This window comes from Microtetraspora sp. NBRC 13810, from assembly GCF_030268685.1.
GTDB lineage: Bacteria > Actinomycetota > Actinomycetes > Streptosporangiales > Streptosporangiaceae > BSRQ01.
Genome location: NZ_BSRQ01000028.1, coordinates 58,768 through 78,621, shown reverse-complemented (window position 1 = coordinate 78,621; position 19,854 = coordinate 58,768). Strand labels below are relative to the sequence as shown.

The 19,854-nt window shown below is 70.8% G+C and carries 15 protein-coding genes; 5 read left to right on the top strand and 10 right to left on the bottom strand.

Annotated elements, in window-relative coordinates; translation table 11 throughout:
• Positions 1 to 9: 9 nt before the first annotated feature.
• The 7 genes from trxB to QSK26_RS37505 all read right to left on the bottom strand — a co-directional run bounded on the left by trxB (position 10) and on the right by QSK26_RS37505 (position 9,482).
• Positions 10 to 942, bottom strand: a complete 933-nt coding sequence (gene trxB / locus QSK26_RS37535; protein WP_285780108.1) for a thioredoxin-disulfide reductase — start codon at positions 940 to 942, stop codon at positions 10 to 12.
• Between the two features lie 174 nt (positions 943 to 1,116).
• Positions 1,117 to 2,088: an RsmA family anti-sigma factor gene (locus QSK26_RS37530; RefSeq protein ID WP_285780107.1), complete on the bottom strand. Its 972-nt coding sequence runs from the start codon at positions 2,086 to 2,088 to the stop codon at positions 1,117 to 1,119.
• On the bottom strand, positions 2,078 to 2,719 hold the full coding sequence (gene sigM, locus QSK26_RS37525) for an RNA polymerase sigma factor SigM (RefSeq protein WP_285780106.1): 642 nt from the start codon (positions 2,717 to 2,719) through the stop codon (positions 2,078 to 2,080). The genes QSK26_RS37530 and sigM overlap by 11 nt, the downstream gene beginning before the upstream one ends.
• Before the next feature lie 13 nt (positions 2,720 to 2,732).
• Positions 2,733 to 4,250, bottom strand: coding sequence for a protein kinase family protein (locus QSK26_RS37520; RefSeq protein ID WP_285780105.1), 1,518 nt, complete (start codon positions 4,248 to 4,250; stop codon positions 2,733 to 2,735).
• Between the two features lie 235 nt (positions 4,251 to 4,485).
• A complete protein-coding gene (murJ, locus tag QSK26_RS37515) occupies positions 4,486 to 6,093 on the bottom strand; it encodes a murein biosynthesis integral membrane protein MurJ (protein WP_285780104.1) in 1,608 nt (535 codons plus the stop codon).
• A 211-nt stretch (positions 6,094 to 6,304) separates the two neighbouring features.
• Positions 6,305 to 8,872 (bottom strand): DUF6049 family protein, encoded by a 2,568-nt coding sequence (locus tag QSK26_RS37510; protein WP_285780103.1) that lies wholly within the window; start codon positions 8,870 to 8,872, stop codon positions 6,305 to 6,307.
• Positions 8,873 to 8,939: 67 nt separating this feature from the next.
• Complete coding sequence (locus QSK26_RS37505) at positions 8,940 to 9,482, bottom strand: aminoacyl-tRNA deacylase (RefSeq protein ID WP_285780102.1); 543 nt, start codon at positions 9,480 to 9,482, stop codon at positions 8,940 to 8,942.
• A 223-nt stretch (positions 9,483 to 9,705) separates the two neighbouring features.
• Between QSK26_RS37505 and QSK26_RS37500 the strand changes: the two genes are divergently transcribed.
• Positions 9,706 to 11,169, top strand: a complete 1,464-nt coding sequence (locus QSK26_RS37500) for a CCA tRNA nucleotidyltransferase (protein WP_285780101.1) — start codon at positions 9,706 to 9,708, stop codon at positions 11,167 to 11,169.
• Positions 11,170 to 11,200: 31 nt separating this feature from the next.
• Here QSK26_RS37500 and QSK26_RS37495 read toward each other — a convergent pair whose 3' ends face one another.
• Positions 11,201 to 12,496: an MFS transporter gene (locus QSK26_RS37495; protein WP_285780100.1), complete on the bottom strand. Its 1,296-nt coding sequence runs from the start codon at positions 12,494 to 12,496 to the stop codon at positions 11,201 to 11,203.
• A 114-nt stretch (positions 12,497 to 12,610) separates the two neighbouring features.
• Here QSK26_RS37495 and idi point away from each other — a divergent pair, with 114 nt between their 5' ends.
• Positions 12,611 to 13,195 carry an isopentenyl-diphosphate Delta-isomerase gene (idi, locus tag QSK26_RS37490; RefSeq protein ID WP_285780099.1) on the top strand — a complete coding sequence of 195 codons (585 nt, stop codon included), beginning with the start codon at positions 12,611 to 12,613 and terminating at the stop codon, positions 13,193 to 13,195.
• A 46-nt stretch (positions 13,196 to 13,241) separates the two neighbouring features.
• On the opposite strand, the gene QSK26_RS37485 is transcribed toward idi, so the two are convergent.
• Both QSK26_RS37485 and QSK26_RS37480 read right to left on the bottom strand, forming a co-directional pair.
• On the bottom strand, positions 13,242 to 14,321 hold the full coding sequence (locus QSK26_RS37485; RefSeq protein WP_285780098.1) for an inositol-3-phosphate synthase: 1,080 nt from the start codon (positions 14,319 to 14,321) through the stop codon (positions 13,242 to 13,244).
• A gap of 20 nt (positions 14,322 to 14,341) precedes the next feature.
• Complete coding sequence (locus tag QSK26_RS37480; RefSeq protein ID WP_285780097.1) at positions 14,342 to 15,040, bottom strand: PadR family transcriptional regulator; 699 nt, start codon at positions 15,038 to 15,040, stop codon at positions 14,342 to 14,344.
• Between the two features lie 91 nt (positions 15,041 to 15,131).
• Between QSK26_RS37480 and QSK26_RS37475 the strand changes: the two genes are divergently transcribed.
• The 3 genes from QSK26_RS37475 to QSK26_RS37465 all read left to right on the top strand — a co-directional run bounded on the left by QSK26_RS37475 (position 15,132) and on the right by QSK26_RS37465 (position 19,837).
• Complete coding sequence (locus QSK26_RS37475; protein ID WP_352244473.1) at positions 15,132 to 15,566, top strand: DUF5318 family protein; 435 nt, start codon at positions 15,132 to 15,134, stop codon at positions 15,564 to 15,566.
• A gap of 77 nt (positions 15,567 to 15,643) precedes the next feature.
• On the top strand, positions 15,644 to 18,466 hold the full coding sequence (locus tag QSK26_RS37470; RefSeq protein ID WP_285780095.1) for a transglycosylase domain-containing protein: 2,823 nt from the start codon (positions 15,644 to 15,646) through the stop codon (positions 18,464 to 18,466).
• 3 nt (positions 18,467 to 18,469) lie between these two features.
• Positions 18,470 to 19,837, top strand: a complete 1,368-nt coding sequence (locus tag QSK26_RS37465; protein ID WP_285780094.1) for a glycosyltransferase family 87 protein — start codon at positions 18,470 to 18,472, stop codon at positions 19,835 to 19,837.
• Positions 19,838 to 19,854: the final 17 nt, after the last annotated feature.

The following is a 19,854-nucleotide window of genomic DNA, read 5'->3' as shown; positions in this document are numbered from 1 at the left end:
GATCTTCTCCTAACTTTCCTGAAGGGTCAGCCAGCGCTCGGCGTCGAGGGACGCCTGGCACCCGGTGCCCGCCGCGGTGATCGCCTGACGATAGATGTGGTCGACGACGTCGCCGCAGGCGAAGACGCCGTCGATGTTGGTGCCGGTGCCGGGGGACTTGACCCGGATATAGCCCTCTTCGTCCAGGTCGATCTGGCCCTTGACCAGCTCGTTGCGCGGGTCGTGGCCGATCGCGACGAAGATGCCGGTGACGGGGAGCTCGCTCTCCTCGCCCGTCTTACGGTTGCGGACCCGCACCGCGGACACCCGGTCGTCGCCGATGATGTCGACCACCTCGCTGTCCCAGACGAAGCGGATCTTCTCGTTGGCGAAGGCGCGCTCCTGCATGATCTTGCTGGCGCGCAGCTCGTCGCGACGGTGGACGATCGTGACCGACCGGGCGAACCGGGTGAGGAACGTCGCCTCCTCCATCGCGGAGTCGCCGCCACCCACCACGACGATGTCCTGGTCGCGGAAGAAGAAGCCGTCACAGGTGGCGCACCAGGACACGCCGTGGCCGGACAGCCGCTTCTCGCTGGGCAGGCCGATCTCGCGGTAGCGCGAACCGGTGGCCAGGATGACGGACTTCGCGTAGAAGGTGTCGGTGGCGGTCTTGACCACCTTCGGGGTGGCCTCCAGATCGACCTCGATCACGTCGTCGGCGACCAGCTCGGCGCCGAACCGCTCCGCCTGCTTGCGCAGGTTGTCCATCAGGTCGGGGCCCATGATCCCGTCCGGGAAACCCGGGAAGTTCTCCACGTCGGTGGTGTTCATGAGGGCACCGCCGGCGGTCACCGAGCCTTCGAAGACCAGCGGCTTGAGGTCGGCACGGGCAGAGTAGACGGCCGCCGTGTAACCGGCCGGGCCCGACCCGATGATGATCACATTCCGGACGTCGCTCACTTCCATGCCTTTCAGCTCTGCTGGGGTGCCAGTCGCGTCAACAGATCCTAGGGGCCGGAGATTCCCGGCCCTGTCCGCAACGCGCGAGAACCCGCCCGCACCGGGGGCGAGAGGGTGCCCGAAACGCCGAAGAGCCCGCCGAAGCGGGCTCCAGGGCAGGTCAGGACGGGGAGGTCACTCCCACTTCGCGAGACCGGGCTTGCGCAGGTCGTTGCACTCGGGGCCGAGGACCCGCACCTGCACCGAGTTGGCGGCCTGGTCCTTCCAGAAGAGCATCAGCGTCGCCTCCTGGCCCAGGTAGAACGCCTGGTCCACGTGGAACGGGTTGCTCCCCACGTTCTTGGCCACCTTGCCGACGCAGCGCATCAGCTTGGCGTTCTCGTCGTCGTCGGCCGACTTGAGGACCGGCGCCGGCGCGAGGTAGTCACTCAGTGAGCCGCGCAGGTCACGGCTGGTGTAGTTGTAGTCGGTCTGCGTGATCTTGTACGTGGGAGTGATCAACGCTTCCCGGGGCGGCGCGGGCGCCGGCTGCGCCATCTGGCCGCCGCCGGAGGGACCGGTGGGCCCCGAGGCGATGAGGCTGGTCGCCACCGCCGCCGAGCCGATCACCGCGCAGGCCGCGGCCGCGGCCGTCAGCGGCATGACCCAGCCACGGCGTCTCCTGGCGCCCTTGGCACGGCGTCTCGCCGGGACGACGCTGCCGTCCTCGGCGACCACGCCCAGCCGTACAGGCTCCTTCTCGGGCTCGTCGGCCGACGGCTCCGGGGCGTCTCCCGCGAGGGGGAGGGGCTCCGGGGCGTCTCCGGCGCGGGGAGTCGCGGGCTCCGGTTCGGAGGCGGTCTCCCACGGCGCGGCGGCCATGAGACGGTCCCAGTCGGGGGCCTCGGCCACGGCGACGCCCGGCCGGCTGCCGTTGCCCGCCTCGGCGGCCAGGGCCTGGTCAATGCGCAGAGCGACGCCCATCGGCATGGCCGGGGTAGGTGTCGCCGCGAGCACTTCACGAACCGCCGCCAGATCGGCCAGAAGCTCCCCGCAGGGGTCGCATATCGCGAGATGCTCGCGGACCTTCCTGGCCGTGGCGGCGTCGAGGAGGTCTTCGGCCAGCTCGGCCAAGACGTCCAGATCGTAGTGCGTGTCACCCGTCACGAAGTTCTGCTCCCTTCCCGGATGAGACGCGAGTTAGGTCGGATCGGTTCCGCAGATGCGAAAGAATCGGGGCAAGTTTCGCGCGGCCTCGGGCACACCGGCTCTTCACGGTCCCGCTGGGGACCTGGAGCACGTGTGCGGCGTCCTCGACGGAGTAGCCCATCATGTCGACCAGGACGAGCGCGGCCCGCTGGTCGGCGGGCAGCACCTTGAGCGCGGCGGACACCTCCATGGAGACCTCGCGCTCGCCGGTCTGGTCCGGCATCGGGGTGTCGCGCTCGGCCGCCTCGATCAGCTCGTCGTCGGCCACCGGGCGCACCGACTTGCGGCGCATCCGGTCCAGGCAGGCGTTGACCACGATGCGGTGCAGCCAGGTCGTCACCGCCGCCTCGCCGCGGAAGCTCTCCGCCTTGCGATAGGCGGAGACGAACGCGTCCTGCACGGCGTCGGCCGCCTCGTCGGGATCGCCGAGGGTGCGCAGGGCCACGGCCCACATGCGGTCGCGGTGCCGCTTGACTATCTCGCTGAAGGCGTGCGGGTCCCCGTTGATGTGCCGAAGCAGGAGCTCGGCATCGGGCAGCGAGGACCGTGCCGTCTGCTCCGCGTCGGGCGGGGTCGGTGGTGAGTTCACAAGGAGAGTCCTGCTATGCCGATCCGGGGGAATAGACCACTACGTCATAGATGGTGCCACGAAATTCTCCATGATCGGCCGGAACGCGAGTAAACCAGATCAAAACGTACTGACCGGTTGCGGGCTCGTCCGCCTTCATGGTGATCTTTCCGCCCGCGCCCTTCGCCTTCGCCACGGTCTTCAGAGAGCCGAGGCTGGGCGAGTCGCCGACCTTGACCTCCAGGCTGGCGCCCGACGCCTTGGCGAGGGTGACGGCCACTTCCGAGACCTTCACCGGCTTGCCCATGTCGAGTATCAGACCCACGCCGTCCTTGAGTCCGCCCAGGTCGGCGCTGGTATAGCCGTCAGTATGCCACTCCGTGCCGCCCTTGCCGTCGATCGCGTTGCCGACCCACTGAGGTTTCTCCGTGTTGTCGCCCTGGGGATCGAAGTCCTTGGCACTCTTGGGCTCGACGGCCACCGGCTTGGCGCTGGGCACCGAGGAGTCGGCGGTGGGGGTGCTCTGCGCCGAGGGCGGGGAAGGGGTGCCGATGTTACGGCCCAGCGTCCACGCGCCCAGGCCCACGGCGGCGATCACCGCCAGCACCACCACGGTCATCAGGGCCCGGTTGACCATGCCGGTCGCCGGCCGCGGAGCCGTGCCCGGCGGCCCGTAGACCGCGCCGCGCATCGGGCCGGTCTCGGCCGGGCGGATCATCTCGAACCGGCCGCTGTCGTCGTTGCGCTGCTGGACCGAGGGCGGCACCGCGGCGGCGGGCGCCGGCACGGGACGCGGCACGTCGGCCAGCGCGTCGGCCACCTCGGCCGGGGTGGTCAGCGGCGTCAGGCCGCGCCGCGCGGAGGGCAGCAGCGCGCGGACCGTGATCGTGTCGAGGTAGCCGGGCACGCCCGCGGTCACCTGGCGCGGTGTGCAGAGGTGGCCGTCGGTGGTGGGCGCGGGCGGCAGCCCGCACACGCCCTCCGCCTCCGGCCAGTGGCCGGTGAGACCGGCGTAGAGCAGCCGGCCGAGGCCCTCGGTGTCGGTGTGCGCGGGGTCGGCGCTGACCAGGTCGGCGAGGGCGGCGTCGAGCCCGACGCCGAGCAGCTTGACGGTGTTGCCCGAGGTCCACACGAGCTTGTCGGGCCGCAGGCAGAGGTGCGCGAGGTCGGCCTCGTGCGCGTGGGCGAGGGCCTCGGCCGCCTCGCCGACCAGCGCGGCGGCCCGCTCGGGGTCGAGCGGCCCGGCGGCGAGCAGGTCGGCCAGGCTCTCCCCGGTGACCCACTCGCTCACCACGTAGGACTGCCCGTCCTCCTCGGCGGCGTCGAACACCTGGGTCAGCCGGGGATCGGACAGCCGGCTCGCGGCACGCGCCGCGGTGACCACCTCTTCGATCCTCGGGAAGTCTGCGTCGAAGGTGTGCACGGCGACCGGACGGGCCAGAATCTCGTCGATCGCCTTCCACAACGTGGCACCGTCGGACTCGTTGACACGGTCCTCCAGCCGGAAACGCGCGGCCAGTCTGGTGCCTGGTTCGACAGCGGGGGCGCTCATGCGACGATCACCAGTCCATGCCTAGAGAGAGAAGCGTGCCGCGCTCGCGTGGCCAGGTCAGCTTTTCGCCACGCATCGCATGATGCCGGGTGGATCCGCCCCACGCCCCTCCTGCTTCCATTCCGCCGCGTGTCGGGCTCCATGGTAGTCCCGCGCCGGTTCCGCCCGTGTGTCCGGAGCGGGACGCATCGACGATCCCGCCGGGTCACCCGGCCGTCAGCGGCGGCGTGGCCACCTAACCCCGACCTACCCTTCCTGCGACCATTCCAACGATCGAATGCACCTCGGGGATGCGCATTCTGTGCGCGACGGCCAGGTAGAGCGCCAGGCCGAGCCCGCCGCCGGCCACGAGGACGATGAGCGAGGTGAGCACCGAGAGCCCGGAACCGAACCTCTCCGCCGCCCAGAGCACCGCGAGCGCGAACGCCGCGCTGGGGATCGCCGCGACGTACATCCGGCTCAGCGCGGCGGCGACCCGGCGCCCGTCCAGCCCGCCGACCCGGCGGCTGGCGAGGCGCCACAGGACCGCTGAGCCGAAGATGTAGGCGATCGTGAAGGCCGTGGCCAGGCCCATCACGATGTACTCGGCGGGCAGCAGCCAGTAGGCGACCAGGCTGAACCCCGCGCTGACCACCGCGTTCGCCACCGCCACCAGGGCGGGCGTGCGGGTGTCGCCGAAGCTGTAGAACACCCGCAGCAGCAGCTGGAACACCGAGAACGGCACCAGCGCCAGCCCGAACACCTGGAGCACGTTGCCGATGTAGATCGCGTGCGCGATCGTCATGTTCCCGTGCCCGAAGATCAGCACCGTGACCGCCGGGCCGACCACCATGAGCAGCAGCCCGGCCGGCACGATCGCCGAGGAGACGAGCCGCACCGCGGAGGAGAACTCCTCCCGCACCACCCCGAACTCCCCGTCGGCCACCGACCGGCTCATCCGGGGCAGCATCGCGGTGATCACGGAGACCGCGATGATCCCGTAGGGAAGCTGGAAGAACTGGTAGGCGTAGGAGTAAGCCGCGTTGCCCGCACCCGGCGCCCGGTCGCCCGCCCCGGTGGCGAGCTTGGTGGTGATCCAGAAGGTGAACTGGCTGATCACGGTGTAGGCGAGGGTCCAGACCGCGGCGCGGGCCATCTCGCCCAGGTAGGCGTTGCGCAGGTCGAAGCGCGGCCGGAAGCGGAAGCCCGCCCGGTGCAGCGAGACGATCAGCACGATGCACTGGGCCACGATCCCGGCCGTGGTGCCGAGCCCGAGGAGCGTGAGGTCGGCCTCGCTCACCTGCTCGACGGAACTGCCCGCGTCGCTGACCACGAGGTAGAGCAGCCCGACGCCGATCATCACGAGGTTGTTGAGCACCGGCGCCCACATCGGCGCGCCGAACCGGTCCCTGGTGTTCAGGATCGCCCCCGCCAGCGCCCCGATCCCGAAGAACGCGATCTGCGGCAGGATGAACCTCGCCAGCATGATCGCGGCCTCCAGCTTGGGGCCCTGCCAGTCGTCGGTGTAGAGGCCGATGATCTGCGGGGCGAAGAACACCGCGAGCGCGGCGACCACGGTCAGGCCCACGGTGGCGAAGGTCATGAGCCGCTGTTCGTAGGCCAGGCCGCCGTCCGGGTCGCGCCGGTGCGCCCGCACGATCATCGGCACCACCACGCTGCTCAGCGCGCCGCCGAGGAGCAGGTCGAACAGGATCAACGGGATCGTGTACGCGACGTTGTAGGCGTCGCCGAGGGCCGCGGTGCCCAGCGCGGCGGCGAGCACCGCCGTCCGCAGGAAGCCGGTCACCCGGGACACCAGGGTCCCCGCCGCCATGATCGCGCCCGCGCGCAGCACCCTACTCATGCGCTTCCCTGCCCACTCCGCGCGCTGCCGCGCTGATCGGCCACTCGTCCACCCCTCGGCCCGCCCGCCGGCACGCCTGTCAGCACACCCGTCGGCACACCCACCGCCCCGCCCGTCGGCACACCCGCCGACACGCCCGCCGCCGCGGGCGTCAGCACGCTCGTCGGCCGTCTGTCGCTCCGGGCACCCGGTGCGAGGCCCGGTACCGTCCTCACCGCGGGCGCTCGCCCGTGTCCGCGCGGTCGCCGCCGGCCCTGCCGTACGGCTGCCTGCCCGCCCGGCCCTCGGGCCGGGCCTCGACCTCGACCTCTGCCTCTGCCTCCGCCTCGTCCTCCCGGGCGTCGCCGCCGCGCGGTTCCGCGCCCTCGCGGGGGCCCGCGCCGTTCTCCGGGCGCGTGCCCGCGCCGCCTTCGGGGCGGGAGCCCGCGCGTGCGCCGTTCTGGCGGGCGGTCGCGCCGCCGTCCGGGCGGGGGCGGTCGCCGACGCGGGGGGCGGGGGTCTCCGGCCACACGCGCTCGTCCGGCGGCACCGGGCGGCGGCGGGTGGGCATGGTGGTCTCCTGCCCGAAGCCCGGCGCGGGGCCGGCTCCGGCGGGGGACGCGGGCGCGCCGCCCGGCACCGGCCGCGCGGCGGGCGCGTTCTGGGGGGACGGCCCCGCCGGCGCGGCGCCCTTGGCGGGCCGGGCCTTCCTGCTGGACCGCTGGGTACGGCGGCGCAGCACGCGCAGCACCACGGCGGCCAGCATCACCGACAGCGCACCGCCCACGATCACCAGGGCGATGCCGGTGTACCCGGTGGTCCGCACGGTCAGCTTGACCGGCGGGCCGTACCTTCTGTCCTGGTCGGTCCTCAACTGCACCGTCACCGTGGTGTCGCCGTTGACGTGCGCGGTCAGCGGGACCTGCACCGTCTGGTTCTGCCGCGCGCCGATCACCACGGCCTGGTCGTACTTCTGTATCTCCAGCAGCTTCGAGTTGGTCGACTTCACGTCGAGGCGGATGGAGACGGCCTCGCCCAGGGAGTTGTGCACGCTGATCGGCACCACGCCGTCGTCACCGGCCAGGGTGCGCGGCTGCTCGGCGCCGGTGATGGAGACCTCGTCGATGCGCCCGGCGATCGACTTGTCCACCTGCTCGACCGCCGTCCTGGCGGTGCCGGTCTTGCCGCGCCAGCCGGCGGAGGCCAGCCGCAGCAGGGCCCGGGTGAAGATGGGCGACTCTTCCTGCTGGGTGACGGCGGCCGTGAGGTCGGCCTGCGCGAAGGCGCGCTTGACCCTGGTGAGGTAGCTCTTGCCCAGCTCGGCCTTGCGGTTCTGGTCGGTGTAGGTCAGGTCGGCGCGCGGGGTGGGCGCGGCGGGCCGCTTGATCGAGCTCAGCGGCGTGGGGGCCAGCCAGGGCAGGCTCTCCGCGGTCTTCAGCAGGCCGGAGACGAACGCCGGGTCCGGATGCCAGCGCCGGTAGGGCGCGGCCACGAGGTTCTTGGCCGTCGCGGGACTCTCGGCGGCGATCATCGCGGTCTCGGCGATGAAACGCTGCTTGGCCAGCACGGCGGCGCCCGGCGCGCTGACGTCGTCGCCGAGCACGTCGCTCAGCACCGGGTCGGCGACCAGCGCGGTCATGTCGCCGTAGACCGAGGTCACGGTGGTGGCCGCGTCGGGGGTCTGGGCGGTGCTCTGGACGGGAGTCTGGGTGGGGGTCTGGGCGGCGGCCTGCGCGGGCGGCAGGTTGCGCCCGTCCAGCACGACCGTGCGCACCCCGGCGTCGGCCAGCGCGTCCAGTCCGTCGTAGTCGACCAGGCCGGAGACCGGCCAGTTGACGTCGGTGGGCACGTCGCGGCCGAGCAGCTCCTTGGCCACCGCGGCGGAGGTGCGGACAGCCGTGCCGGTCGCCCCGTCGAGCCCCTGGTGCGCGAGCGCCGTCACGTCCGGGTCCGCGTACGGCGCGGCGAAGACGGAGGCGCCGGCCAGCGAGGCGCGCAGCCCGTCGAGCCACGGGGCGGCGGCCGGTTCGGCGGGGCGTTTGCGCTGGTCGCCACCGGTGCCGACGACGTAGGGACCGGTCATGGCGGTCACGTCGTCGAGCAGGGAGGGATCGACCAGCCAGGAGACGGCCTTGTCCGCGGAGGTGTCCTTGACCAGCGTCGCCAGCGAGGCCAGCCGGCCGTCGCCGGTGAGCGCGGTGCGCAGGTCGTCGTCGAGGAAGGTGCGGTCGTCGCTGCGGCGCGGCTGGGCGTCGAAGAGCGGCAGCAGCACGGAGAACTTGCTGCGGGTGAAGTCGGTGTCCCGCGGGGCGTAGGGCATGAAGGTGCGCTGGAGCGCCAGGGTACGGCCGAAGGAGTCGACGACCTCCACGGCCAGCGGGTAGACCCCGAAGTCGAACTGTTCGAGCTGGGCGGGCGACACGACGAACTCGTGGCTGAACTTCGCGCCCGCCGTCAGCGAGGGGATGGTCACGGAGGCGGACAGCGAGGCGAGGTCGGCGGGGCCCTGACCGGCCTGGTAGGCGGCCATCGCGGTCCGGTCGGCGAACGGCGTGGTGGACTTGCGCAGCCTCATCGTCATGCTGCCGAGCGGGCCGCCGGTGGAGTTGGCGAAGGTCGCCGAGATCTTGATCTCGGTGCTCCGCTCGCGCGGCACGTCAGGCGTGATCGAGTCGATGGTGAGGGTGGGGGATTCGCGGCTCAGAGTCGACTTTGCGGCAGCCGTGGTCCCCGCCGAGACGGCCGACGGGGCGAGCAGGGTGGCGGTCAGGGCGGTGAGCAGCGCGACTTCGCGGATCACGTGCCGGCCCGAGCTGGAATACGGCGCACGTCCGCAATGCTATGGCCTCACGACGGCAGGGACGGGCTCACTGAGGCAGCGGGTGCGCCTGGCGGGGGACGTTCGCGAGGTGCGCCGGGGGCCTCGGTGCCAGGTCGAGACGCTTGCCGGGGACGAGCGCGAGCAGATCGCACGCCCGCATGGAAAGTGCCGTCCGGCGCTCGCCCGCGGGGGTGTGCACGACCCTGAAGGGGTGCTTCGGGTCGTAGATTCCTTCGTCGATCAGCAGGGTGAGCCCCTCGGGCAGCAGCAGCGGGCAGACCAGCCCCGCGGCGTACTCGGTGGCGGCGTTGACGAGGAACGCGGAGGCCGGCCGTACCCGCCGGGCGCTGAGCACGGCGGCGACGAGCGCGGGGCCGGGCGGGGAGCCGGCGGAGTGCAGGACGGCGACGGGTTCGAGGCCGACCCGCGTGTCCACCTCGAACACCGACACCTCCAGGCAGTCGGCGGGTTCGGCGGAAAGGACCTCGGGTAGCTCGGCTGCGGATGTCAACGCGCGAGGAAGGCGTACGATCTCATGGTGGACCTGGTGGGCGAGGAGCCAGCGGTGGATCGCGAGTGCGTCCTTCATATGTGCGCTCCTAGCCTCGTCGCGCGACACCCGGCGGTATCGACCGGAACCTGGTGATCGCTGACGGTGTGTCTCCCGCCGATGCGCCAGGTTGGGCCCGGGAGAAACATCCTCCGTAACCGAAGGACTTACCCAGCTTGTCCGATTCAAATCTGAATGGAAGCCAACGCGGAGCCATGTGTGGTTATGTCGCGTACCAACCCGCAAGCCGGGTATGTCCAGAATGGAAGGAGCGCGCGTGAGTGACAGGACCGCCCTCGACTCCAGGGCCTCGCTCCTGCTCACGGACCTGTTCCGGCGGGTCGCCCCGGTCGTCGACGACCTCGGCGGGCTCTTCGCGGCGAACGGTCACGAGCTCGCGCTCGTCGGCGGATCGGTGCGTGACGTGTTCCTCGGGCGGACGGGCAACGACCTCGACCTGACCACCGACGCGCGGCCCGAGCGGGTGCTGGAGATCGTCCGCGACTGGGCCGACTCCGTGTGGACGATCGGCATCGACTTCGGCACGATCGGCGTCCGCAAGGCCGGCTGGATGCTGGAGATCACCACCTACCGCAGCGAGTCCTACGACCCCAAGTCACGCAAGCCGGAGGTCGTGTACGGCGAGAGCCTGCACGAGGACCTCGCCCGGCGCGACTTCGCGGTGAACGCGATGGCGGTGAAGCTCCCCGCCCGCGACTCCATCGAGCTGGTCGACCCGTACGGCGGGCTCGCCGATCTCGCCGCCAAGGTGCTGCGCACGCCCGGCCCGCCGGAGCGGTCCTTCGACGACGACCCGCTGCGCATGCTCAGGGCCGCCCGCTTCGCCTCCCAGCTCGGGTTCGGCGTGGCCCCCGCGACGTTCGCGGCGATGCGCGACATGGCCGAGCGGATCGAGATCGTCTCCGCCGAGCGGATCCAGGCCGAACTCGACAAGCTGATCTGCGGCCGGTACCCCAGGGAGGGGCTGCGGCTGCTGGTGGAGTCCGGCCTCGCCGCGTTCGTGCTGCCCGAGCTGCCCAGGCTGCGGCTGGAGATCGACGAGCACCACCGGCACAAGGACGTCTACGAGCACACGCTGATCGTGCTGGAGCAGGCGATCGCGCTGGAGGAGAACGGTCCGGACCGGGTGCTGCGCTGGGCCGCCCTGCTGCACGACATCGGCAAGCCCAAGACCCGCAGGTACGAGGCGGGCGGCCGGGTCTCCTTCCACCACCACGAGGTCGTCGGCGCGCAGCTCACCAAGAAGCGGCTCGCCGAGCTGAAGTTCCCCAAGGACGTCGTCACCGACACCGCCCGGCTGGTGGAGCTGCACCTGCGCTTCCACGGCTACGGCACGGGGGAGTGGACCGACAGCGCGGTCCGGCGCTACGTGCGCGACGCCGGCCACCTGCTCGACCGGCTGCACAAGCTCACCAGGGCGGACTGCACCACCCGCAACAAGCGCAAGGCGCAGGCGCTCTCCCGCACCTACGACCACCTGGAGGAGCGCATCGCCAGGCTGGCCGAGGAGGAGGAGCTCGCCAAGATCCGCCCGGAGCTCGACGGCAACGAGATCCAGGAGATCCTCGGCGTCGGCCCCGGCCCGGTGATCGGCAGGGCGTACAAGTTCCTGCTGGACATCCGGCTGGACCGGGGGATCCTCGGCAAGGAGGCCGCGGCGGCGGCGCTGCGCGACTGGGCCAGGGAGAACGGGCTGCTCTCCTAGCGGACGGGGAGGCCCGGCCGGGCGGCGCCGCTCAGGCGGTGGTGCCGTCCGGCTCGGGCAGCCGGGAGGGCAGCGCGACCCGGTAGGCCGCCGCGCCCAGCAGGTAACCGAGCCCGATGATCACCAGCACCGCGTAGGACCGGCCGTCGTGCGGCAGCATCATGGCGGCGAGCGCCGCGGCCAGCACGTAGACCCCGTTGAAGAGCATGTCGTAGATGGAGAACACCCGCCCCAGGTAGGCGTCCTGGATGTCCCGCTGGACCGCGGTGTCGGCGCAGATCTTCACCGACTGCCCGGTGATGCCGAGCACGAAGCCGGCCACCGGGAAGCCCCACTCCTGGAACGGCACGCACAGCGCGAAGGACAGGATCCCGGCGCTGGCCAGCATGGCGGGCACCCAGGTGGAGATGCCGAACCGCTCGGTCGCCCAGGGGGTGATCAGCGCCGCGGCGAAGTACCCCACGCCGGACGTGCCGAGCACCAGGGCGACCCCGGCGAGGGCCTCCTCCGGGTCGTGGCTGAAGTAGTAGCGGTACAGCATGATCAGCAACGCGGTGCACATGCCGTACATGAAGCGGTGGGTGGACATCGCGCCGAGCGCGGCGGCGGCCCTGCGGTGGTGCAGGATGTGCCGCAGCCCGTCGGCGAGCCCGCGCGTGACGTGCCGGACGGCCTCGCGGGCCTGCGGGCGGTCGGGGTCGAAGGCCGGGCCGAGCAGGGAGCGCGCCATGGTGGACGCGATCAGCGCGCTGAGCCCGAAGACGACGCCCGAGGTGACCAGCAGCAGCGCGGTCCCGCTGTGCCCCGCCCCGAAGGCCAGCCGCAGCAGGTAACCCGCCCCGACGCCGACGAACGTGATCACGGTGCCCGAGGTGGGCGTGACCGCGTTGGCCACCATGAGACGCTCGGCCGGCACGACGTGCGGCAGCGACGCGCCGAGCGCGGCGAGGAAGAAACGGTTGACGCCGAGCACGCCGAGCGCGGCGGCGTAGAACCACCCGTCGGGCGCGCCCGTGGCGACCAGCAGGGCGGCCACCATCAGCAGCGCGCACCTGATGATCGGGGCGATGACCAGGATCTGCCGCCTGGACCACCGGTCGATGAAGACCCCGGCGAAGGGCCCGAGCACCGAGTACGGCAGCAGCAGCACGGCCAGACCGGTGGCCACCTGGACCGCGGTGGTCTGCTGCTCGGGGCTGAAGAACGCGTAACCCGCGACGCCGAACTGGAAAACGCCGTCGGAGAACTGCGAAACGAGCCGCGTCCCGAAGAGACGCCTGAAATCCCGGCCCTGAAGGACCAGGCGTAGATCGGAGACGTACGACACGCGGCAAGCCTAAGGGCTGGGTGTTTTCCCGGACGTCCGGATGAACCCTTAGATCAACCCTGGGAACGGGCGAGGCACTGTGCAGTCCTGATCAAAGCCCGTACTCTCGGATGGGTGACGACTGACGAACTCGTGGTGTTGGTCGACGGCGCCGGAAACGCGATCGGCACCGCGCCCAAGACGTCGGTACACGGCCCGGAGACACCTCTGCACCTGGCCTTCTCCAGCTACGTCTTCGACGACGCAGGCAGGGTGCTGCTCAGCCGCCGCGCCGCGCACAAGGTCACCTGGCCGGACGCGCTGACCAACAGTTGCTGCGGTCATCCGCTGCCGCAGGAGTCGTTGTCGGAGGCGGTGACCCGGCGGCTGTCCTACGAGCTGGGGCTGTCCGTCCTGCGCGTCGATCTGATGCTGCCGCGGTTCTCCTACCGGGCGGTGATGGACAACGGCACCGTCGAGCACGAGTTGTGCCCGGTCTACCGCGCGGTGGTGTCCGGCGACGCGGTGCCGAACCCGGAGGAGGTGGGCGAGGTGTCCTGGATGCCGTGGCGGGACTTCACCGAGCAGGTCCTCGACGGCCGGCTGGACATCTCGCCGTGGTGCCGGGAGCAGGTGCCGCTGCTGGTCGCGCTGGGCGACGACCCGCTGGCCTGGCCGCCCGCCGACCCTGCGGACCTGCCGCCGGCCGCCCGGTTGTGATGAGGCGAAGCCCCCGGTCAGGGGGCTTCCGTACCTTCTCCGCCGATCAGCGCTCGGCTTCGCCGCGGATGAACTTCTCCACGGCCTCGCGGGCGACGTCGTCGGAGTACTGCACCGGCGGCGACTTCATGAAGTAGGACGCGGGCGACAGCAGCGGGCCGCCGACGCCCCGGTCCAGGGCGATCTTGGCCGCGCGGACCGCGTCGATGATGATGCCCGCCGAGTTGGGCGAGTCCCACACCTCGAGCTTGTACTCCAGGTTGAGCGGGGTGTCGCCGAAGGACCTGCCCTCCAGGCGCACGTAGGCCCACTTGCGGTCGTCCAGCCACGGCACGTGGTCCGAGGGGCCGATGTGCACGTCGCCCTTGCTCATCTCGTGCGGGATCTGCGAGGTGACCGACTGGGTCTTGGAGATCTTCTTCGACTGGAGGCGCTTGCGCTCCAGCATGTTCATGAAGTCCATGTTGCCGCCGAAGTTGAGCTGGTACGTGCGCAGCAGCTCGACGCCGCGGTCCTCGAACAGCTTGGCCATGACCCGGTGCGTGATGGTGGCGCCGACCTGGGACTTGATGTCGTCGCCGACGATCGGCACGCCCGCCTCGGTGAACTTCGCGGCCCACTCGGGGTCGGAGGCGATGAAGACGGGCAGCGCGTTGACGAAGGCCACCTTGGCGTCGATCGCGCACTGGGCGTAGAAGCGGGCGGCCTCCTCGGAACCCACCGGCAGGTAGGAGACGAGCACGTCGGCCCGGGTCTCCTTGAGCACCTGCACGACGTCCACCGGCTCGAAGTCAGACTCTTCGATCATGTCCCGGTAGAACTCGCCCAGACCGTCGTAGGTCGGGCCACGCTGCACGGTCACACCCAGCGGCGGCACGTCGCAGATCTTGATCGTGTTGTTCTCCGAGGCGACGATGGCCTCGGACAGGTCGCGGCCGACCTTCTTGGCGTCAACGTCGAACGCGGCGACGAACTCGACGTCGCCCACGTGGTAGTCGCCGAACCGTACGTGCATCAGGCCCGGCACCTTGGTGGCCGGGTCGGCGTCCGCGTAATAGTGCACTCCCTGCACAAGCGACGCCGCGCAGTTGCCGACTCCGACAATGGCTACGCGCACCGAACCCATGACACTCGCTCCCTTGCTCATTACGTATCCGTGGCCCGGTCAGGCCCGTCATCCTCGGCGCGGCGGCCGGACGGCGACCTGTTCTCGGCGTTGGCCGAGCCCGCTCGCTCCGCCGGGATGTTGGTGGTTGTGTCTCGTGTGGTGTCCGCTTCGCCCCGTGCCTCGGCGCGTCGCTCGGTCGCGATCAGCTCGTTGAGCCAGCGCACTTCGCGCTCGACCGATTCCAGGCCGTGCCGCTGGAGCTCCAGGGTGTAGCTGTCCAGACGCTCACGGGTGCGGGCGAGAGCTGTGCGGACGCTTTCCAGGCGCTCCTCCAGCCGGCTGCGCCGGCCTTCGAGGATGCGCAGGCGAACCTCGGCCTCGGTGTGACGGAAGAAGGCGAAGTGGACGCCGAAGCTCTCGTCCTCCCACGCGGACGGGCCCGAATGGGTGAGGAGCTCCTGCAGCCGCTCCTTGCCTTCCGCCGTCAGCTTGTAGACGATCTTCGACCGCCGGCCGGAGAGCGGGGCGACGCTCTCCTCGGTGGGCGGCTGCTCCTCCACGATCAGCCCCTGGTTCAGCAGGGAGCGCAGGCATGGATAGAGCGAGCCGTAGGAGAAGGCGCGGAACATTCCGAGCAGGGCGTTGAGCCGTTTGCGCAGCTCGTAGCCGTGCAGCGGAGTTTCGTGCAACGACCCGAGCACGGCGAGCTCCAGCACGTTGCCTCTTCCGCCGGTCACTGGAGAGCACCCCCTCTCGCGTCGATGTATCGAGTCGATACATCAGCAGGATACGTCGGCCCGGCATACGTCGCAACGAGGGGGGTGCTCCATGAGTTCGCCAAGAGGTTGGGGCAGATCGGTAAAAAGCCGTACTCTGGCTGCTATGTGGTCACAGCGATTGGTCGTGGACTACGGCCTGGCGAAGAGGGCGACGGTTCGTTCGCTCCGCGCCGGCCGTGCCTCCGCCGACGACGTTTGTGACGCACATCCCTATCTCCTCCGCGCCGCGAGATTCCACGGCGAGGAGACACAGCGCCTCTGCCCGGTGTGCGAGCGCCGGAACGTCACGAACGTTACCTATGTATATGGGGACGAGCTCGGCCGCCTTGTAGGCCGGGTAAAGAACACGTCGGACCTTGCGGAGATGGCGCGGCAATACCGCGAATTCCGCGTTTACGTGGTAGAGGTCTGCCAAGGTTGTGCCTGGAATCACCTGGCGATCTCGTTCGTCCTCGGGAACGGGGATCCCCCCTCGGAGACCTGATCCCGGCAGGCGGATGTCCATGCACCCGCCCCTGGCCGTCGCCAATGACAACATCGCCGATGACTTAACGAGGACGTGTGAGTAACAGCAGCTATGGCCCCGAGCCGACCGGAGGTCCCGCCCCGCGCGACGGCTTTTCCGGGCCGGCTCAGCCAGGGCGGCGTCGTCGCTCCGCCCCGGGCAACGACCCCCGAGCCGTCCCCGGGCCGCCGTCGTCCCGCGACGGGTACGCCGAGCGCGGCCCCGCCGCCCCGCCACCCGACCGTGGCTCCTATCCGCCCGAGCGCGGCCCCGCCCCGCCGCCTCCCGGCCGCGGGGCGCGCGCCCGCCAGGACGGCCGCCCGCCGGAGGCCCGCCAGGGCGATCACGACCCGGGCGGTCGAAGGGCGGGCCCGCCCCCGGGAGGCCGCCGCGAGGCCCCCGGCCGCCAGCCCGCCCCGCAGGGCCGCAGGGCCGAGGCCGCCTTCGAGGACACCCAGGCGATGATGGCCGCCGCCGCGGCGGCGGAGGCGGGCGCGCGCCCTCCCGCGGGCCCGGGGGGACCCGGCGGACCCGGTGGCGGCAGGCGCGCCGCGCGTACGGCGCGCAGCTCCATGGAAGGCGGCCCCGGCCGTCCCGGCGGCCCCGACGGTCCGCGCGGCCCCCGGGGACCGCGCAGGCCGGGTGACGACAATCCCACCGACCCCGGAGCCTCGGGCGGCGGCGGTGGCCGCCGGCGCAGGCGCGCGGGCGGCGGCGACGATGACGGGGACGGCGGCACGGGCAAGACGGGCTGGAAGCGGTTCATCCCAAGCTGGAAGCTCGTCATGGCCGGCGCGGTGGTGTTCGCCGCGGGCATCTTCGGCATGATCGCCGTGGCCTACGCCAACACCCCCATCCCCACGGTGACCCAGGACACCGCGGACGACCAGGGCAGCGTCATCTACTACGACGACGGCAAGGGCGTGATCGCCAGGCTCGGCACCCGGCGGACGCCGGTGACGATCGACCAGATCCCGGTGTGGGTGCAGGACGCCGTGATCGCGGTGGAGAACCAGTCCTTCCGCGAGGACAACGGCATCGACTTCCGCAGTATCGCCCGCTCGGTCTACAGCACGGTCACCGGGCAGCAGGTGCAGGGCGCCTCGACGATCACCCAGCAGATGGTGCGTAACTACTACGACGGCCTCAGCCAGGAGGTGTCCGTCACCCGGAAGATCACCGAGATCTTCGTCGCCGTCAAGGTCGACAAGTCGCTGTCGAAGGACGAGATCCTCACCCGGTACCTCAACACCATCTACTTCGGCCGCAGCGCCTACGGCATCCAGGCGGCGGCGCAGGCGTACTTCAAGAAGAACGTCAAGGACCTCTCGCCCGAGCAGGGCGCCTACCTGGCGGGCCGGATCCAGAACCCCGACCGGTTCGACCGGCTGGAGGAGGCCGGGGACATGGCCGCCACCCAGGAGCGGTACAGCGCCGCGATCAAGAACATGGCCGAGATGAACCCGGAGAAGTACGGGTCGCTGCCCACCAAGTCGCCGACGATGCCGAAGCGCGTGAAGTGGACGCGTCCCGACGCGTACAAGGGCCTGAACGGCTACATGATCACCGCGGTCCTGGACGAGATGCAGAAGAAGTACGGCATCGACAAGGAGGAGGTGGAGAAGGGCGGCTACAAGATCACCTCCACCTTCAACAAGCGGCTGATGACCGCCGCCAGGGACGCGGTGGTGAACAACACCTCCGGGCTGTCCAAGGAGATCACCACCAGCCTCGCGGCCGTCGACCCGCGCAACGGCCAGGTCCGCGCCTTCTACGGGGGTAGGAACTACCTCACGGACGAGTGGAACCAGTCCACGATGTCGCAGAAGCAGGCGGCGTCGGCGTTCAAGCCGTACGTGCTGGCCGCCTGGCTCGACTCCGGTTACAGCCTGAACAGCTACCTCCAGGGCACCGGCGAGGTGAAGCTGCCCGGCACGACCCCGATCGGCAACGACCACTCCGGGCCCGCCTCGGTCGACGTGATCAAAGCCACGGCCGACTCGGTGAACACCGCGTTCGCCACCATGGCCGAGAAGGTCGGACTGGACAAGGTCATCGACATCGCCAGCGCGGCGGGGCTGGACCGGGCCCGGCTGGAGGACGCCGAGCAGCGCCACCACTACCTGCTGAGCATCGGCAGCAACCAGGTGACCGCGCTGGAGCAGGCGGCCGGCTACTCGATCTTCGCGAACCAGGGCAAGCACTACGAGACCCACGTGATCAAGAAGGTCGTCACGAAGGAGGGCTTGACCCAGTTCAAGGAGTCCGACACCTTCAAGCAGGTCATCTCGCCGGACGCCGCCGCCGACTCCATCGTGGCGCTCCAGCAGGTGGTCAAGGCCGGCACCGGTAAGGCTGCCGCGCTCTACGACCGCCCGGTGGCCGGCAAGACCGGCACCAACAACGAGAACAAGGAAGCCTGGTTCGTCGGCTTCGCCCCGCAGCTCTCCACCGCCGTCGGCATGTACAGGGAGCACAAGGGCGCGGAGGTCACCCTCGGCGACATCCAGGGCGCGACCTACCCGACCAAGGTCTGGCACGCCTTCATGCAGGAGGCGCTCAAGGGCGCCAAGGTCGAGCAGTTCCCGCCGCGCGCCAACGTCGGCATGCCGGAGAACCTCGCGCCCTCCCCGGCCCCGACGCCGACGGAGACCGAAACCCCGATCCCGCCGGACGACTCGGGCTTCCCCGGCGACGACTGGGGACCGGCCGAGGACGTCCCGGTGGACCCGCCCACCGAGGAGAGCCGCGAGTGCCTCCCGTGGGACGGCTCCTGTGAGGATCCGGGCATGGGCGACGGCGGCGGAGGCTGGGGCGGCAACCCGCCCGGCACCACGTCCGAGTTCTCCACCCGAGGCCGCGACACGGATGACGGATGACGGATGAAACGTGACACAGCGTCCCGCGATCTGATCCTGTTCGACTCGGGGACGCGCGCCCTCGCCTACGTGCCGCTCGCGGTGTTCGGGGTGATGGGCGCGCTCCTCGCGTACCTGTGGAAGTGGCCCTGCCGCTTCGGCGGGGCGTGGAACGACGGGACGCTGCAGTTCACCAACTTCTGTTACACCGACATCTATCCGCTCTACTTCGACCGGCACCTGGCCGAGGGGCAGGTCCCCTACTTCGCCAACGTGCCCTTCGACAAGCAGGTCGAGTACCCGGTGGTGCTCGGCGGGGTCATGGACGTGATCTCGCGGCTGGTCGGCACGGTCGGCGACGTGGCGGCCAGGGGCGCGCGGTTCTATGACCTGACCGCGCTGCTCATGGCCGTCTGCCTGGTGGCCGGCGTGCTGCTGATGGCGGCGCTCGCCGGTCCCGGCCGCCGCCGCTGGGACGCGCTGTGGTACGCGGTCGCCCCCGGCGTGATCCTCGCCGCGTACATCAACTGGGACCTCGCCGCCGGCGTCCTCTCCCTGGGCATGCTGCTCGCCTGGTCCAGGAAGCGGCAGTGGCTCGCCGGCATCCTGCTCGGCCTGGCGATCGCCACGAAGTTCTACCCGCTCATGTTCGTCGGCGCGCTCTTCCTGCTCACGCTGCGCACCGGGACGTGGCGGCCGTTCCTGAAGACGATGGCGGGCACGGCGGGCGCGTGGCTGGCCGTCAACCTGCCGGTCATGATCTTCGCGTTCGACGGGTGGCGGCGGTTCTACGTCTTCAGCCAGGAGCGCGGGGCCGACTGGGGATCGCTCTGGTTCTACTTCCAGCAGCGGCAGTGGCCGATCCTGGGCGACCCCGACCTGCTGAGCGTGCTGGGAATCGTCGTCCTCGCCCTGCTCTGCCTCGGCATCGCGCTGCTCGCCCTGCTGGCGCCGACCCGGCCGCGCCTGGCGCAGCTGTGCTTCCTGGCGCTCGCCGCCTTCATGCTGACGAACAAGGTGTGGTCCCCGCAGTTCGTGCTGTGGCTGGTGCCCTTCGCCGTGCTGGCCAGACCCAACTGGAAACCGCTCGCGCTGTGGCAACTCGCCGAAGTCTGGTACTTCTTCGCCATCTGGCTCTACCTCGTCGGCCTCCAGCAGGGCAACGAGGCCCTCGGCATCAGCGACACCACCTACTTCACCGCCGTGTGGGGCCGGGCCATCACCATCATGATCCTGGTCGCGTTCGTGGTGCGGGACATCCTCCGGCCGGAGAAGGACGTGGTACGGCAGGACGGCTCGGACGACGTGACCGGCGGGGTCTTCGACAACGCGCCGGACCGCTTCCGCCTGCTGCCCTCGTCCCGGCGGGACCCGCTCCTCGGCATCGGCTGACCGCCCGCCGCGCACCC